Consider the following 16325-nt stretch of genomic DNA (forward strand, 5'->3'; position numbering starts at 1 on the left):
GTTTTTTTGTCTGTAGACGTTTCTTATGAAGGAAGTAAAAATAGAAAGCACACTCCAAGTTTTTGACTCAATTACTGAGTTGCCAGAAGATATTCAGGAGTTAATGAGTGTTGCTATTGAAGCACGGGAGAAAGCGTATGCACCATATTCAAAATTTAATGTTGGTGCTGCTATTTTATTAGATAATAATGAAGTGGTTTCTGGTAGCAATCAAGAAAATGCGTCTTATCCTTCAGGACTTTGTGCTGAACGAACTGCCATTTATTATGCTGGAGCAAAATACCCTAATTCCAAAATGCTAAAAATGGCGCTTACTGCATCTTCTCAAAATCAATTAACCGATAAACCTATTCCACCATGCGGAGCATGTAGACAAGCTATCGCAGAATATGAGATTAAACAAAACTTACCCATCGAAATCTATTTTATGGGTGCAAAAGGTAAGGTTGTAAAATCCGAATCTTTGGTGAATCTCCTACCTTTAGTTTTCGAAAGTTCTGTACTCTAACGTTTTCGTATAAATTAACGTTACAAATTGCACATTTTTACAAATTTGTTTTTCTTGGTTTTAGCTTAAAACATTATTTTTGTTTTTCGGCTTTGGGGTAAATACAAAGCATTTATTATTGATAGTATTACATAAATGGAAAAAGTAACAAAAGAGGTTTACCTTAAATGGTATGAAGACATGTTATTTTGGCGTAAGTTCGAAGACAAACTTGCAGCTGTATATATTCAACAAAAAGTAAGAGGTTTTCTTCATTTGTATAATGGGCAAGAAGCAGTTTTAGCTGGGGCATTGCACGCAATGGATTTAACTAAAGACAAAATGATTACTGCTTATCGTAATCACGTTCAACCAATTGGTATGGGAGTTGACCCTAAACGCGTAATGGCTGAGCTTTACGGTAAAGCAACAGGAACTTCACAAGGATTAGGTGGTTCTATGCATATATTTTCTAAGGAGCATCGTTTTTACGGAGGTCACGGTATAGTAGGTGGCCAAATTCCTTTAGGTGCAGGTATCGCTTTTGGTGATAAATACCATGGTAGCGATGCAGTGACGTTATGTTGTTTTGGAGATGGTGCAGCAAGACAAGGTTCGCTTCATGAATCGTTTAATTTAGCGATGCTTTGGAATTTACCTGTAATATTTGTGTGCGAGAATAATGGTTATGCAATGGGAACTTCTGTAGAACGTACAGCAAACCATACAGATATTTGGAAACTAGGTTTAGGTTATGAAATGCCATGTGGACCAGTTGACGGTATGAATCCTGTTAAAGTTGCTGAAGCTTTCGATGAAGCAATTCAGCGTGCAAGAAATGGTGGTGGCCCAACATTCTTAGAAGTGAAGACATATAGATATAGAGGACATTCAATGTCAGATGCACAGCATTACAGAACAAAGGACGAGGTTGAAGAGTACAAAAAAATTGACCCTATAAAACAGGTTAAAGACATTCTCCTAGAAAAGAAATACGCAACTGAAGATGACATAAAAGTTATCGATAAGCGTGTGAAAGACTTAGTGTCCGAATGTGAAAAATTCGCAGAAGAATCTCCATATCCAGAAAAGAATGTGATGTACGATTCAGTATACGAGCAAGAAGATTATCCATTTATACAACATAAATTATAAGCTATGGCAGAAGTAATTAATATGCCACGACTTAGCGATACCATGGAAGAAGGTACCGTTGCTACATGGCTAAAACAAGTAGGTGATAAGGTTGAAGAAGGTGATATTTTAGCTGAAATTGAAACTGACAAAGCTACAATGGAGTTCGAGTCTTTTCACGAAGGAACACTACTTCATATTGGTGTGCAAGAAGGTGAAACAACAAAAGTTGATGCGTTGCTAGCTATTATCGGTGACGAAGGCGAAGACATTTCTGGACTTTTAAATGGAAATGCTTCTGAAATAAAGGAAGAAGATGTCACTCTGAGCGCAGTCGAAGAGTCTAAAAGTGATTCTGGGTCACTGAGCGAAGTCGAGGTGCCTGAAGGAGTTGTAGTAGTTACTATGCCACGACTTAGCGATACTATGGAAGAAGGTACTGTGGCAACATGGTTAAAAAAGGTAGGAGATACTGTAGAAGAAGGCGACATACTCGCTGAAATCGAAACAGATAAAGCTACAATGGAGTTTGAATCGTTCAACGCTGGTACTCTGTTGCATGTTGGGCTACAAGAAGGAGATTCTGCTAAAGTAGATGCATTGCTAGCAATCATTGGACCTGCTGGTACAGATGTGTCAAATGTGGCAAAAAACTTCAAGGTTGTTGGTGAAGCAAAACCAGAACCTAAAAAAGAAGAGAAAAAAGTTGAGGCTCCAAAAGCTGCTGAGCCTAAAAAAGAGAGCGTTGCTTCAAGTGCTGCTAAACCTAGTCCAGCACCAGTTTCTAGTAATGGCCGAATTTTTGTTTCTCCATTAGCCAAGAAAATGGCAGAGGAAAAGGGAATTAATTTAAATCAAGTTAGTGGCTCTGGAGAAAATGGTAGAATTATAAAACGCGATATAGAAAACTTTACACCTGCAGCTGCCGCAACGTCATCAGCTCCAGTTGCCAAATTTGTGCCTTCTGGTCAAGAAGATTTTGATGAGGTTCCAAATAGCAACATGCGTAAAGCTATTGCTAAAAATTTAGCAAAATCTAAGTTTACTGCACCACATTACTACCTTAACGTAGAGTTCGACATGGATAATGCTATAGCGTTTAGAGCGCAATACAATTCATTGCCAGACACTAAGATATCGTATAACGATATGGTTGTTAAAGCATGTGCTTTAGCATTACGTCAGCATCCGCAAGTAAATTCTCGCTGGTTCGATGACCATATGCAGTTAAATAATCATGTGCATATTGGTGTTGCAGTTGCAGTGCCTGATGGTTTAGTTGTGCCTGTGGTTAGATTTGCAAATGAGCAAAGTTTGCCGCAAATTGGTGCAGCTGTAAAGGATTATGCCAAACGAGCTCGTGATAAGAAATTAACATTAGATGAAATGGATGGCAGTACATTTACTATATCTAACTTAGGTATGTTTGGTATTGAAAGTTTTACATCTATAATTAATCAGCCAAATTCGGCAATTTTATCAGTCGGTGCAATAGTGTCGAAGCCAGTTGTAAAGAATGGCGTGGTAGTTCCTGGTAATACTATGAAGTTAACCATGGCTTGTGATCACAGAACAGTTGATGGTGCAACAGGAGCACAATTCCTTCAAACATTAAAAGGATATATTGAAAATCCTGTAACAATGTTAGTGTAAAAATAAATTATAACTAGATATAAGACCTGATTTGAAGCATTTCGAATCAGGTTTTTTTATCTTTAAGACTTTAAAAAGTAAAAATGAAAAAACACAGTACAGTACTTATAATTTTATGTCTAGTCATTTCTTCTTGTGGTTTAACTACTAAAGGTCAAAATGGAGCAAAAGGAAAAGACGGCGAAAATTCTAAAACGATAACGATAACAAAAGATGAGGTTAAAGATATAGTGTCGTATTTGGCTTCAGATGAACTTAAAGGTAGAAATACTGGCACTGAAGGTATCGAATTAGCCGCAAATTTTATTCAAAAGCAATTTGAAGATAATGGTGTTAAGCCTTTCTTTAAAGGTTTTAGAGATGAGTTCAAGTTTAAATCTCGTAAAGATAGTATCACCGGATTTAATGTTGTTGGTTATTTAGAAGGTACTGACGAGAAGCTGAAAAATGAATTTATTGTTATCGGAGCACATTACGACCATATAGGTTTTGCGAAAAAAGTCGAAAACGATACCATAGCAAATGGTGCAAATGACAATGCGAGTGGTACGGCTGCAGTGATGAGTATTGCAAAATATTTTTCAGCTAAAAAGAATAATAAACGTAGCCTGATATTTGCATTATTCTCAGCAGAAGAAATGGGATTGAGAGGCTCTGCACATTTGGCTGAAAAGTTAAAGTCTCAAAATGTTGATTTATACACGATGATAAATTTTGAAATGATAGGTGTGCCTTTTGTAGATAGAGATTACGAAGCCTTTTTAACGGGTTATGACAAATCTAATTTTGCCGGAAAGTTTAACGAATACTCAGGTTCTAACCTTATCGGATTCTCAGAAGTATCTAAGAAGTACGGCCTATTTAAACGTTCAGATAATTTTGCGTTTTATAAATCTTTTGGAGTTCCGAGTCATACTATTTCTTCATGTGACTTAACCAATTTTGACTTTTACCATAAAGTAGGAGATGAGTCTGATGAAATGAATTATGAATTCATGGCTAATCTTATAAATAAGACAATTCCAGGTATTGAAAAAATAGCAAATACTGCCACAAGAGAAATTACACTTAATGAAAAGTAAGAATATTATAATTACTGGTACAAGTAGAGGTATTGGTTTTGAATTAGTAAAACTATTTCAAGAACAAGGACATCATGTTTTAGCCTTATCCCGAAATCATAAGCCTATATCAGACTTGAGTTTAACAAATGTAAGTTCTTTTGCTTTCGATTTATCAAAACCAGAAGATTACAGTAAAGTAGAAGCATTTATCAAGGCTGAATGGCAACACGTTGACGTACTAATTAACAATGCGGGAGTACTGCTAAATAAACCATTTTCTAAAACTACTTTTGAAGATTTTTCTAGTATATACCAAACCAATGTTTTTGGTGTTTCCGAGCTAACAAGAGTTGTATTACCTTTTATGAGTAATCATAGCCACGTGGTTACAATAAGCTCAATGGGCGGCATTCAAGGCAGTATGAAATTTCCAGGTTTAGCTGCTTACAGTTCAAGCAAGGGCGCAGTTATTACACTGACTGAGTTATTAGCCGAAGAGTATAAAAACTCTGGCCCACAATTTAATGTACTAGCTCTAGGAGCTGTGCAGACAGAAATGCTGGAAGAAGCATTTCCAGATTATAAAGCACCAACTACTGCAAAAGAAATGGCAAGCTATATTTTAGACTTTTCTTTAAACGGTAACAAATATTATAACGGAAAAGTACTGCAAGTTTCAAATTCAACGCCTTAAATGTACAAATACAAGTGTGTTATTTTTGATTGTGATGGCGTATTAGTAGATAGTGAGCCAATTGGCAACGAAGTTTTAGTAGAAATGACTAATGAGCTAGGTGGCAACATTGAATTAGATTTTGCGTACGAACACTTCAAAGGAAATTCAATACAAACGGTTGTCGATCATATTTCAAAATTAGTAAACCACAAGCTTGGTGAAGCATTTATTTCTGAATATAGAGAGCGTTCCTACAAAGCATTTAAAGAAAAGATAAAACCTGTCACAGGTGTAGAAGATGTAATTAAAAAATTGCAAATTCCTTTTTGTGTGGCTTCAAGCGGTCCTATAGAGAAAATAAAACTTAATTTAAATCTTACAGGATTACTACCTTATTTTGAAGACAAAATTTTTAGCTGTTATACGATACAAAAGTGGAAACCTGAACCAGATATTTTTTTGCTAGCTGCAAAAACTATGGGATTTTTACCTGAAGATTGTTTAGTAATCGAAGATAGTGAGATAGGTGTGCAAGCGGCAAAAAATGGTGGCTTTAATGTATTTTCTTACACAGAGCACGATTACAATGGTAAATTGGCCAAAGTTTCTCTTAAAACTTTCGATAAGATGTCAAGTCTACCGGCTCTTTTAACAAATATTTAATACTAATTTTTATCTTAGCAAAAAAAGGATTTTATGCTAAGAAAACTACTCAGAAATCGCTGGTCTTTTTTATTAATTTTTTGTTTTATAATTCAACGCAATTATTCCCAAACCTTTAATCGTGTTGAGGATATTGTTGGTTTAGGAATTCTTTCAGAAAATAACGGAGCAGCAGTTGCCGACTATGATGGTGATAATGACCTAGATATTTTTGTGGTTGCTAAATCACCAGATGATCCAGACAGTCCTAAAACGCTAAGTCGTCTGTTTAGAAATAATAATGATGGCTCTTTTACAGATGTAACTGAGGCAGCTGGGTTTACAGACTTGTTATTACCAGATGAAGCAGGTGAAGATTTTGATGGTCTTGATGGCCAAAAAAGTGGTGCATCTTGGGGTGACTATAATAATGATGGCTTCCCGGATTTATTTTTAACCTATTCTTTTAAAGTTCAATTGTTCAGAAACCTTGGTAATGGAACTTTTGTTGACTTAACAGGCATCGCTGGGTTTGACGATTTAAACAGCTGTCGAAATATGGGAGCCACTTGGTTTGATTATAATAATGATGGCTTCTTAGATATATACATTAATGATTGGAATACATGTGGTAGTAATCAATTATACAGAAATAATGGCAACAATACGTTTACCAATGTAACGGTGTCTTCAGGTATTCAATCTTTGCCAAATTTAGCAACATATTCGGCATTGCCTTTCGATTTTAATTCAGATGATGATATGGATTTGTTTGTGGCCAACTACTTAAGTCAAACCAATGATTTATTTATTAATAACGGTGGTACTTCATTTTCAAATCAGGCTTCAACTTATGGTGTAAATACAACAACAGGAGAAAACGGAATTTCAGTAAGTGATTATAATAGCGATGGCTTCTTTGACATATTTGTAACAGGAGTTGATGGTAATGCACTATATACAAACAACGGTGATAACACATTTACGGAAAACGCAAGTGCTCTTGGTCTTAATAATACGCTATGGTCAAAAGGTTCATGTTTTTCGGATTTTGATTTAGATGGAGATGAAGATCTCTATATTGTTAATGGTTTTGAAACTGATACCCGTGGAGCAGAAGCTAATGTTTACTATAGAAATTTAAGTGCTCAAGGTCAAACTGCTTTTGAAAATGCTTCAGCATCTTTGGGCTTAGACTCACAATCAGTCAGCGTTGAATCTATTCATTTTGATTATGACAATGATGGAGATATTGACATTTTTGTTACCAATAGTGATGGAACATCATTCCTGTACGAAAATACGTTGTTAAATTTTGATGATGTTACAGCTGCTAAAAATTGGTTTAAATTAAATTTAGTTGGTACAACATCAAATAGAAATGCGATTGGTGCTATTGTAAGATTAACTACTTCTTCAGGTACAATTATTAGATATAATTATGGTGTTGGATTTTTAGGACAAAGTTTGCAGGCACTTCATTTTGGCTTGGATAATGATACCACGATTACATCTCTAGAAATTAACTGGCCATCAGGCGCTGTTGAAAACTACAATTCTAATTTATCTATAAATAGTACAATGCAAGCTTTAGAAGGTGTTGGTTTGGTAAATCAAAATATATTGCCAAGTCAAAAAGTGTATGGATGTACAGATACAGTTTCATGTACTTACAATCCTGCAGCTACACTTGATGACGGTTCTTGTACCTACCTGCCTTCTCAAAGTATTATTGGAAATACCGATACCGGATTTTATAGTACAGAAACCTATACGTATGCCTTGGCAAATGGCTCCACTGCAGATTGGCATGTAGAAGGCGGCGAAATTTTAAGTGGTCAAGGTACTAATACCATTACTGTATTGTGGGAAGTTGAAGCAGAAGGTTCGGTTTCTGTTACTGAAATGAGTGATTTATGTTCTAGCTTAAGTACAAGTCTAAATGTTAATATTTCGGCTGAAGATTTATCAGAAAATGTATCAATAGCACGGCTGTGGAATGAAACTCTATTAAGTGCTATACGTGGAGATTTTGCTAGACCTACAGTTCATGCAAGAAATTTATTTCATACAAGTTTTGCTATGTTTGATATTTGGGCAATATACAATAGTAACAAAGCAAACCCATATCTCTTAGGTAAAGACTTAAACGGTTTTTCATCAACTTTAGAACCCTTTACACCTCAAGAGTCTATAAGTGAATCAACTAAAAAAGCAATTAGCTATGCCATGTATAGATTGCTTGCGTATCGTTTTCAAAACTCGCCAGGAGCAGAAGCTAATCAAAGACGTATAGATTTAATTATGGAAAGTCTTGGTTATGATACCGCCTTTACGTCATTGTTTTACGAAGATGGTGATGCAGCAGCTTTTGGAAATTATGTTGCGCAAACAGTTATCGATTACGGATTGCAAGATGGTTCTCGCGAAAGCACAGGCTTTGATAACGCTTATTACGAGCCAGTTAACCAAGCCTATAATCTTGAGCTACCTAATAATCCGCCAATGGTTGACCCAAATAGATGGCAGCCACTTGGCTTAGACACATTTATAGATCAAGGCGGAAATGTCGTTGATGGTAATGTTCCTGAATTCTTAAGTCCAGAATGGGGAAATGTATTTGGTTTTGCTTTAAAGGAAGAAGATGTAACAACGTATAATAGAGACGGAGATACCTATCGTGTTTACCATGACCCAGCTGCGCCACCGTATATCAATACTTCTGTTGAAGATGAAATGAGTGAGCAGTACAAATGGGGCTTTTCAATGGTTTCAGTATGGCAGTCTCATTTAGATCCTACTGATGGTGTAATGTGGGATATCTCTCCTGGAGCAATAGGAAATACAGATATCGCTGATTTTCCAACAGATTTTGCCGATTATCCATCCTTTTACAATTTTATTGATGGAGGAGATATAGGTACAGGACATGTCGTTAATCCAAAAACAGCGTTACCATACCAACCAAATATGGTGCCACGCGGTGATTATGCAAGAGTTTTAGCAGAGTTTTGGGCAGATGGGCCAGATTCTGAAACACCACCAGGGCATTGGTTTACGATACTTAATTATGTGAATGACCATCCAGAATTTGAAAAACGTTTTGAAGGTGAAGGCGAAGAGTTAAATGGATTAGAATGGGATGTTAAGGCCTATTTTATATTAGGTGGTGGAATGCACGATTCAGCTATAGCTGCATGGAGTGTTAAAGGCTGGTACGACTATGTAAGACCAATTTCAGCTATAAGATATATGGGAGATGAGCAAGGGCAAAGTACAGACCCAAACTTACCTAATTATAGTGTTACTGGCTTTCAACTTATGCCTGGATATATAGAACTTGTAGAAGCAGGTGATCCATTAGCGGGCTTTTTTGGACAGAATATTGGAAAAATAAAACTCTTTACATGGCGTGGTCACGATTTTATTAACGACACAGAAACGGATGTGGCAGGAGTTGGATGGATTTTAGCCGAAGATTGGTATCCTTATCAACGTCCTACATTCGTTACACCGCCATTTGCAGGTTATGTTTCAGGGCATTCAACATATTCTAGAGCAGCATCAGAAATCTTAACTAAACTTACTGGAGATCCATTTTTCCCAGGAGGTTTAGGAGAATTTGTTGCTAGACAGAATGAGTTTTTAGTTTTTGAAGATGGTCCTTCAGTAGACGTTGTATTACAATGGGCGACATATAGAGATGCATCAGACCAAACTAGTCTTTCACGTATTTGGGGTGGAATTCATCCACCAGCAGATGATATTCCTGGAAGATTTATAGGTCAAAAAGTGGCAGATGATACCTTTGAGTTTGCACTACCTTATTTTGAGGCTACTCAAAACCCAGCGGTGGTCATAGAACAGATTGTATATCCGAACCCTACTAATGATCAGCAATTTTTTATTTCTAATACATTGCCTGGAGATAATATCGAGATTTTTGATATTAGTGGAAGAAAGATTGATATTATCCAATCTCAGTACGATGATTTAAACCGTATTACTCTAATACGTCTAAACAACGCGACAACGGGTATTTATATTTTGCGTGTTAACGATAATCCTATTAAGGTTGTAGTTAAATAACCACTGCGTGATTTTTACAATATCAAATTGATGGATAAAACAGTAATCAATCACATTCCTTCAGCAGCGGTAAATTTAATTCAAAGCTTAATCGAAAACGAAAATCTAGTAATAAAAATAAAGCAAGAACGTAAAACCAGGCACGGTGATTACAAAAAGCTTCATAATGGCAAGCATCAGATTACGGTAAATTCAAACTTAAATATATACCGGTTTTTAATAACACTTGTGCATGAGATTGCGCATTTAAAGGCATATCAAGAATATGGTTTACGGATAAAACCTCACGGTAAAGAATGGAAAAAAACGTTTCAACATTTAATGTTACCATTTTTAAATCCAGATATTTTCCCACCACATGTATTACCATTGTTAGCACAACACTTTAAAAACCCGAAAGCATCGAGTGATACAGATACTGATTTAGCGTTAGCACTTAAGCAATATAACCCATCAAATAATAATAAATTTGTATTTGAGTTAGATGAAGGCGTAACATTTAAGCTATATAATGGACGAATATTCAGAAAGGGCCTAAAACGAAGAAAGCGTTTTGAGTGCATAGAATTAAGTACAGGAAAGCTATATTTGTTTAACCCTAATGCTGAGGTGGAGATTTTAGAATAACCAACACCTTATGCAAAGTCTAAAGATATTTTAGATATGAAAAATAAAGATTACTATGCAATTTTAATGGCTGGCGGTGTAGGCTCTAGATTTTGGCCAGTGAGTACTCAAGACTTTCCAAAACAGTTTCACGATATGCTTGGTTCAGGAGATACACTCATTCAGAAAACGTTTAATCGACTTGCAAAGTTTATACCAACAGAGAATATCTTTATTCTAACCAATGAACGCTACAACGATTTGGTTTTTGAGCAACTGCCCAGTGTAACCTCGCGACAAGTGGTTTTAGAACCAGCTATGAGGAATACGGCTCCATGTATACTTTATGCATCACTCAAAATTCAAAAAGAAAATCCAAATGCCGTCATGATTGTAGCACCAAGTGACCATTGGATTGAAGATGAGCAGTCCTTTACTAATAATGTAAAACAAGCGTTCGAGTTTTGCTCTAATAATGATGCTTTAATGACCTTGGGCATTACACCAACTTTCCCTAATACAGGATATGGTTATATAGAGTATAATAAGTCTTCGGTTTCGGATATTAAAGTTGTAAACCAATTTAGAGAAAAGCCAGATTATGAAACCGCAAAGCACTTCTTAAACCAAGGCAATTTTCTTTGGAATGCAGGAATATTTATGTGGAGTGTGACTTCTGTGGTTAAAGCGTTTCAAAATAATCAAGGAGAATTGTATAGTTTATTCGAAAAAGGCCAAGACGCTTACAACACGGATTCTGAAGATAAATTTATTCAAGAAAATTATAAAAAAGCCGAAAATATTTCTGTGGATTACGCCATAATGGAAAAGAGCGATAATGTGTATGTTATACCTGCTACATTTGATTGGAACGACCTCGGAACTTGGGGAAGCCTTTACGATAAATTAGATAAAGATGATGATGGCAATGCAGTAGTTAACGCCAAAACATTGTCTTTAGAATCATCGGGAAATATGATTAGAACAACAGACAATAAGATTGTTGTAGTCGATGGCCTTAAGGACTATATAATTGTAGATAAAGACGAAGTTTTACTTATCTTTCCTAAAGCGAAAGAACAAGATATAAAGGTAGTTCTTAAGCAAGTTAAGGATAAGTTTGGTGAAAAATATGGGTAACTATGAGTGAAGAAAATAAATTTAATTTTTCTGAAGAGGAAAATGAATCAATAGCTAAAGAGACATCAGTAGAAGAAAAAAAAGAAGCTGTTAAAGAAGACGCCAAAGGCTTGTTTTCTAGCATATCAATTTTTATAAAGGAATTACTAGACTTTAGAGACGACACTGACAGAGAAGCTACTGTAAATGCAATCAAGGCAGACATTCCTTTTAAAGGTGCGACAGCTTGGATATTAGTATGCTCAATTATGGTAGCATCTGTAGGATTAAATGCTGATTCCGCGGCAGTTGTAATTGGTGCCATGTTAATATCTCCATTAATGGGACCAATTTTAGGTTTAGGGATGTCAATAGCAATTAATGATATAGATACGCTCAAAAGCTCCTTAATTAACCTAGCGGTTATGATTATACTTAGTCTATTGACTGCTTATTTGTTTTTTAGATTCTTTCCAACTGCTGACATAGGAAATAATGAGATTTTTGCGCGTACTAAACCAGATATTAGAGATGTATTAATTGCATTTTTTGGTGGATTGGCACTGATAATTGCTAGAACTAAAAAAGGCACAATTGCTTCGGTAATTTTTGGTGTAGCAATCGCAACAGCCTTAATGCCACCATTATGTGTTGCTGGCTATGGACTTGCAAACGATTGGACGTCTTTTATTGGAGCTATGTATTTGTTTACAATAAATACAATTTTTATAGCCTTAGCGACATTTATTGTTTTAAAGGTATTGCGTTTTCCAATGCTTAAGTATGCCAATTCAAAAAAAAGAAAACGTATATCCCAACTAGCGTCATTAGTAGCAATTTTGGTGATGATATGGCCTACAATTAAGTTTATTGATTTTATAGATGAAACCCGAATAGCATCAGATTACAGTGAGTTTAAAAAAGAAATTGAAGCCAATGAGAAAATATGGCTTCAAAATGAAATTAAAAATGATGATGACAAAACTATTAAGCTTTACTTCAATAATTTAATGGATGAGGTTGCTATTGCTAATTTCGAAAATGACCTATCTCAATATGAAAAAATTAAGGATTATAAACTAATAGTTTATGGAGATGATAGCCGTTCTGCCAAAAACCTATCTGAACAATTGAGGAGAGCCTATTCAGATTTAGATCAAAAAGATTTAATCATTTCGGGATTAGAAGAACAGTTAAATGAACTTCAAGAAACTGTATCTGGACTCAATCGACAGTTAGAAGCCCAAAACACCTCAGATGAAGTCTCATTTTCTGGTTTGGCTAAGGATGCTAAAATACGTTTTAATGACCTAGAATATTTTGGTTATTCTAAGATGTTAGAATCTAAGGATTTTATTAAAGTCGATACGATTACTGTGGCAAATATAAAATGGAAAGCGACGTTAAGTGATAGCTTAGCTACCTTAAAGGAAAAAGAATTGTCAAATTGGTTAAAGGAAGAAATTAAAGTCGATACAGTAGTTATTAAAAGAAACTAGTCTTAAATCTATTGATTCTCTTCAATATACATTCGTCTTACTTTTTTAAATAAGTTAGAAGAATATACAAAGTTGGTTACCGCTTCATTATCTGTTTTGAAAATAGTGTCTTTTGAACCTTCCCATTCTTTATAACCATTTTTAAGAAAGATAATTTTTTCGCCAATTTCCATTACAGAATTCATATCGTGAGAATTAATCACAGTTGTAATTTGATATTCATCTGTAATTTCCTGAATTAAATTATCTATTACTATAGCCGTTTTTGGGTCAAGCCCAGAGTTTGGCTCATCACAAAACAAGTACTTGGGATTATTAACAATTGCTCTCGCAATTGCAACACGTTTTTGCATACCTCCAGAAGCTTCACTTGGCATTTTTTTATGAGCATCAGGAAGATTAACACGTTTAAGAACAAGGTCAACGCGGTCTTCCATTTCACTAAAACTTTGCTTTGTAAACATACGCAATGGAAACATTACGTTTTCTGCAATAGTCATAGAATCAAACAAGGCACTACCTTGAAATACCATACCAATATCTGCTCGAAGATCACGCTTTTCATTAGTATTTAATTCATTAAATATTTTACCTTCATAGGAAATACTACCCTTTTCATATTCAAAAAGACCCAATAGGCATTTTAAAAATACTGTTTTTCCAGAGCCACTTTGACCAATAATTAAGTTTGTTTTACTCTTTTCAAAAGTGGTGCTAATGCCTTTTAAAATATGTGCATCTCCAAACGATTTATGTAAGTCTTTAACTTCTATCATTAGCCTAAGAGTAAACTCGTTAAAAAGTAATTTGCCAAAATAATCACAACGCTGGTCCACACAAAAGATGTCGTACTGGCTTTACCAACCTCGAGAGCTCCACCTTTCATAAAATACCCATAAAATGATGGTATTGTCGCCAATAAAAATGCAAATACTAGTGTTTTAATAAATGCATAAGCCATATGAAATGGAATAAAATCGTTTTGAACACCATCAATATAATCTTCAAGGGTTCCATAACCACCATAAACACATGCAGCTAAACCACCCAAAATACCTAAAAACATCGCAATGGAAATGACAAATGGGTAAAGCGTTAAAGCAATGAATTTCGGAAAGACTAAGTAATTTATTGCGTTAATTCCCATAACCTCTAATGCATCAATCTGTTCTGTAACACGCATCGTACCAATACTCGAAGTTATAAATGAACCAACCTTACCTGCCATAATTATAGAAATAAATGTTGGTGCAAACTCTAATATTATTGATTGTCTAGTGGCAAAACCGACTAAATATTTTGGAATTAGTGGGTTAGAAATATTTAATGAAGTTTGAATAGCAACCACACCGCCAACAAAAAACGATATAAATGCAACTATACCTAGTGAATTAATAATAAGATCGTCGATGTCTTTAAAAATAAGTGTTCGCATTACAGACCATTTAGTGGGCTTGCGAAACATGTCTTTAATCATTAAAAAATAGACACCAATATTTTGGAGGTACTTCATCAAGTAAATTATTAATGCTAAATTATAAAAAACTATGCTTTAATTAATGTTTTATTAAATTAACATCAATCAATTAATCCTATTTTTGTGCAAATTGATTTCAATAGCCTTATGAAAAAAGTAGCACTTATTTTTTCTTTTTGCTTTGTAGTATTTTCTTGTAACAAAGGAGATAGAGACAGTCAAAGCAGTAATTCAGATAAATACACTGATAATCCAAAATTAGTAGTTGGTATTGTAGTAGATCAGATGAGATACGACTACCTCACCCGTTTCTATTCAAAATTTGGTGATGGCGGTTTTAAACGGATGATGCGAGACGGTTTCAATTGTAAAAACAATCACTTTAATTATGTACCAACTTATACAGGTCCTGGACATGCATCAATTTATACTGGTACAACACCAAAGTATCATGGCATTATAGCCAATGATTGGTACGATAAGGTTGCTAAAAAGTTTGTGTATTGTGCTGCTGATGACTCAGTATTAGCAGTTGGAAGTGATTCTGAATTAGAGCGTATGTCACCACATCGTTTATTAACTACAACTATAACAGATGAAAACAGGTTATTTACACAGATGCGAGGTAAATCGATTGGTATATCTATAAAAGATCGAGGCGCTGTTTTACCAGCAGGTCATACAGCCAACGCGGCTTATTGGTTTAGAGGAAAAGACGAAGGTAATTTTATTTCAAGTACGTATTACATGGAAGAATTACCTCAATGGGTTGTTGATTTTAATGCATCAGAAACAGCGGAATCATACTTAAAGGTTTGGGATACGTTTTATGATATTTCAACTTATACAGAAAGTGGCACTGATTTAAACAATTTTGAAGGTGGTTTTAAAGGTAAAGAGACAGCTGCTTTTCCATACGATTTAAATGCACTTAAAGACCAAAATGAAGGTTTTGATATTGTAAAGTATAGCCCATTTGGTAATAGTATTGTTGCAGATTTTGCAATTGCTGCGGTTGAAAACGAGCAATTAGGTCAAGATGATGATACTGATATTCTCACAGTTAGTTTTTCTAGTACAGATTATATAGGGCATAATTTTGGAGTGAATTCTAAAGAAATTGAAGATACATACATAAGGTTAGATAATGATTTAGAACGCTTTTTTAAGTTTTTAGATTCTCAAGTTGGCAAGGGTGAATACACAGTATTTTTAACTGCTGATCATGGTGCTGTTGAAGTTCCATCATATTTGCAATCCGTTAAGGTTCCTGCAGGGTATTTAGATTTTGACACCAGAAGAAAGCAGTTCAGAGCATTTTTAGAGCAAACTTATGGAACAACAGAAATTGTTGAAAATGTGAGTAATAATCAAGTGTTCTTAAATAAAGAAAAGCTTGAGGAATTAAATTTGAACCTTCAAGATGTTGAACAGGCTTTTGTTAATGAACTCATCACATATACTAATATTGCTAAAGCTTATACTTCAACAACTATGAGTTCAAACAATTTTACTACTGGAATTGAGTCACTTTTACAAAATGGTTACAATCAAAAACGTTCAGGGGATGTTATTGTAGTTAATGATATTGCTCATATTCCTTATGGTAGAACCGGATCTACTCATGGTAGCGGACTTAATTATGACACGCATGTGCCTTTATTATTTTTTGGAAAAGGCATAAAACAAGGCGAAACTTTGCAAAAAACTGTAATTCCAGATATTGCTCCGACGATTTCAGCACTTTTAGGCATTAGCTATCCTAACGGTGCTACAGGTAAGCCTTTAGAGTTTGTGCTAGATTAGGGTTTGCCAAGGTTCAAATTCAATTATAGCAAATTAATTCTGCTCTAAGTGTTAGATAACTAACACTTTAAAA

13 protein-coding genes are annotated in these 16325 nt (G+C 35.0%); 11 read left to right on the top strand and 2 right to left on the bottom strand.

Features of this window, described 5'->3' with window-relative positions; genetic code table 11:
* The first annotated feature begins 25 nt into the window (after nt 1-25).
* The 10 genes from cdd to ED556_RS12985 all read left to right on the top strand — a co-directional run bounded on the left by cdd (nt 26) and on the right by ED556_RS12985 (nt 12969).
* Nucleotides 26-508: a cytidine deaminase gene (gene cdd / locus ED556_RS12940; RefSeq protein WP_296324626.1), complete on the top strand. Its 483-nt coding sequence runs from the start codon at nt 26-28 to the stop codon at nt 506-508.
* Between the two features lie 135 nt (nt 509-643).
* Nucleotides 644-1642, top strand: coding sequence for a pyruvate dehydrogenase (acetyl-transferring) E1 component subunit alpha (pdhA, locus tag ED556_RS12945; RefSeq protein ID WP_296324629.1), 999 nt, complete (start codon nt 644-646; stop codon nt 1640-1642).
* A 3-nt stretch (nt 1643-1645) separates the two neighbouring features.
* A complete protein-coding gene (locus tag ED556_RS12950) occupies nt 1646-3274 on the top strand; it encodes a pyruvate dehydrogenase complex dihydrolipoamide acetyltransferase (protein ID WP_296324631.1) in 1629 nt (542 codons plus the stop codon).
* Between the two features lie 83 nt (nt 3275-3357).
* Complete coding sequence (locus ED556_RS12955) at nt 3358-4356, top strand: M20/M25/M40 family metallo-hydrolase (RefSeq protein ID WP_296324634.1); 999 nt, start codon at nt 3358-3360, stop codon at nt 4354-4356.
* A complete protein-coding gene (locus tag ED556_RS12960) occupies nt 4346-5032 on the top strand; it encodes an SDR family oxidoreductase (RefSeq protein ID WP_296324636.1) in 687 nt (228 codons plus the stop codon). Before ED556_RS12955 ends, ED556_RS12960 begins: the two co-directional genes overlap by 11 nt.
* Entirely contained in the window at nt 5033-5677 is a 645-nt protein-coding gene (locus tag ED556_RS12965; RefSeq protein WP_296324638.1) for an HAD family hydrolase, read from the top strand. It begins immediately after the preceding gene.
* 33 nt (nt 5678-5710) lie between these two features.
* Entirely contained in the window at nt 5711-9745 is a 4035-nt protein-coding gene (locus ED556_RS12970; RefSeq protein WP_296324640.1) for an FG-GAP-like repeat-containing protein, read from the top strand.
* Nucleotides 9746-9775: 30 nt separating this feature from the next.
* Complete coding sequence (locus ED556_RS12975; protein WP_296324642.1) at nt 9776-10372, top strand: SprT-like domain-containing protein; 597 nt, start codon at nt 9776-9778, stop codon at nt 10370-10372.
* A gap of 36 nt (nt 10373-10408) precedes the next feature.
* Nucleotides 10409-11491 (top strand): mannose-1-phosphate guanylyltransferase, encoded by a 1083-nt coding sequence (locus tag ED556_RS12980; RefSeq protein WP_296324643.1) that lies wholly within the window; start codon nt 10409-10411, stop codon nt 11489-11491.
* Nucleotides 11492-11493: 2 nt separating this feature from the next.
* Nucleotides 11494-12969, top strand: coding sequence for a DUF389 domain-containing protein (locus ED556_RS12985; RefSeq protein WP_296324645.1), 1476 nt, complete (start codon nt 11494-11496; stop codon nt 12967-12969).
* Nucleotides 12970-12977: 8 nt separating this feature from the next.
* On the opposite strand, the gene ED556_RS12990 is transcribed toward ED556_RS12985, so the two are convergent.
* Together ED556_RS12990 and ED556_RS12995 are read right to left on the bottom strand one after the other, a co-directional pair.
* Nucleotides 12978-13745: an ATP-binding cassette domain-containing protein gene (locus tag ED556_RS12990; RefSeq protein WP_296324648.1), complete on the bottom strand. Its 768-nt coding sequence runs from the start codon at nt 13743-13745 to the stop codon at nt 12978-12980.
* Complete coding sequence (locus ED556_RS12995) at nt 13745-14482, bottom strand: ABC transporter permease (protein ID WP_296324651.1); 738 nt, start codon at nt 14480-14482, stop codon at nt 13745-13747. The genes ED556_RS12990 and ED556_RS12995 overlap by 1 nt, the downstream gene beginning before the upstream one ends.
* A gap of 111 nt (nt 14483-14593) precedes the next feature.
* Here ED556_RS12995 and pafA point away from each other — a divergent pair, with 111 nt between their 5' ends.
* Entirely contained in the window at nt 14594-16252 is a 1659-nt protein-coding gene (pafA, locus tag ED556_RS13000) for an alkaline phosphatase PafA (protein WP_296324654.1), read from the top strand.
* Nucleotides 16253-16325 lie beyond the last annotated feature (73 nt).

Source organism: Winogradskyella sp. (genome assembly GCF_003712105.1).
GTDB lineage: Bacteria > Bacteroidota > Bacteroidia > Flavobacteriales > Flavobacteriaceae > Winogradskyella.

What these genes read in the sequence shown, in the direction of transcription:
- cdd (WP_296324626.1), top strand. Translation starts at nt 26, where the DNA reads ATGAAGGAAGTAAAAATAGAAAGCACACTCCAAGTTTTTGACTCAATT.
- pdhA (WP_296324629.1), top strand. Translation starts at nt 644, where the DNA reads ATGGAAAAAGTAACAAAAGAGGTTTACCTTAAATGGTATGAAGACATG.
- ED556_RS12950 (WP_296324631.1), top strand. Translation starts at nt 1,646, where the DNA reads ATGGCAGAAGTAATTAATATGCCACGACTTAGCGATACCATGGAAGAA.
- ED556_RS12955 (WP_296324634.1), top strand. Translation starts at nt 3,358, where the DNA reads ATGAAAAAACACAGTACAGTACTTATAATTTTATGTCTAGTCATTTCT.
- ED556_RS12960 (WP_296324636.1), top strand. Translation starts at nt 4,346, where the DNA reads ATGAAAAGTAAGAATATTATAATTACTGGTACAAGTAGAGGTATTGGT.
- ED556_RS12965 (WP_296324638.1), top strand. Translation starts at nt 5,033, where the DNA reads ATGTACAAATACAAGTGTGTTATTTTTGATTGTGATGGCGTATTAGTA.
- ED556_RS12970 (WP_296324640.1), top strand. Translation starts at nt 5,711, where the DNA reads ATGCTAAGAAAACTACTCAGAAATCGCTGGTCTTTTTTATTAATTTTT.
- ED556_RS12975 (WP_296324642.1), top strand. Translation starts at nt 9,776, where the DNA reads ATGGATAAAACAGTAATCAATCACATTCCTTCAGCAGCGGTAAATTTA.
- ED556_RS12980 (WP_296324643.1), top strand. Translation starts at nt 10,409, where the DNA reads ATGAAAAATAAAGATTACTATGCAATTTTAATGGCTGGCGGTGTAGGC.
- ED556_RS12985 (WP_296324645.1), top strand. Translation starts at nt 11,494, where the DNA reads ATGAGTGAAGAAAATAAATTTAATTTTTCTGAAGAGGAAAATGAATCA.
- ED556_RS12990 (WP_296324648.1), bottom strand. Translation starts at nt 13,745, where the DNA reads ATGATAGAAGTTAAAGACTTACATAAATCGTTTGGAGATGCACATATT.
- ED556_RS12995 (WP_296324651.1), bottom strand. Translation starts at nt 14,482, where the DNA reads ATGAAGTACCTCCAAAATATTGGTGTCTATTTTTTAATGATTAAAGAC.
- pafA (WP_296324654.1), top strand. Translation starts at nt 14,594, where the DNA reads ATGAAAAAAGTAGCACTTATTTTTTCTTTTTGCTTTGTAGTATTTTCT.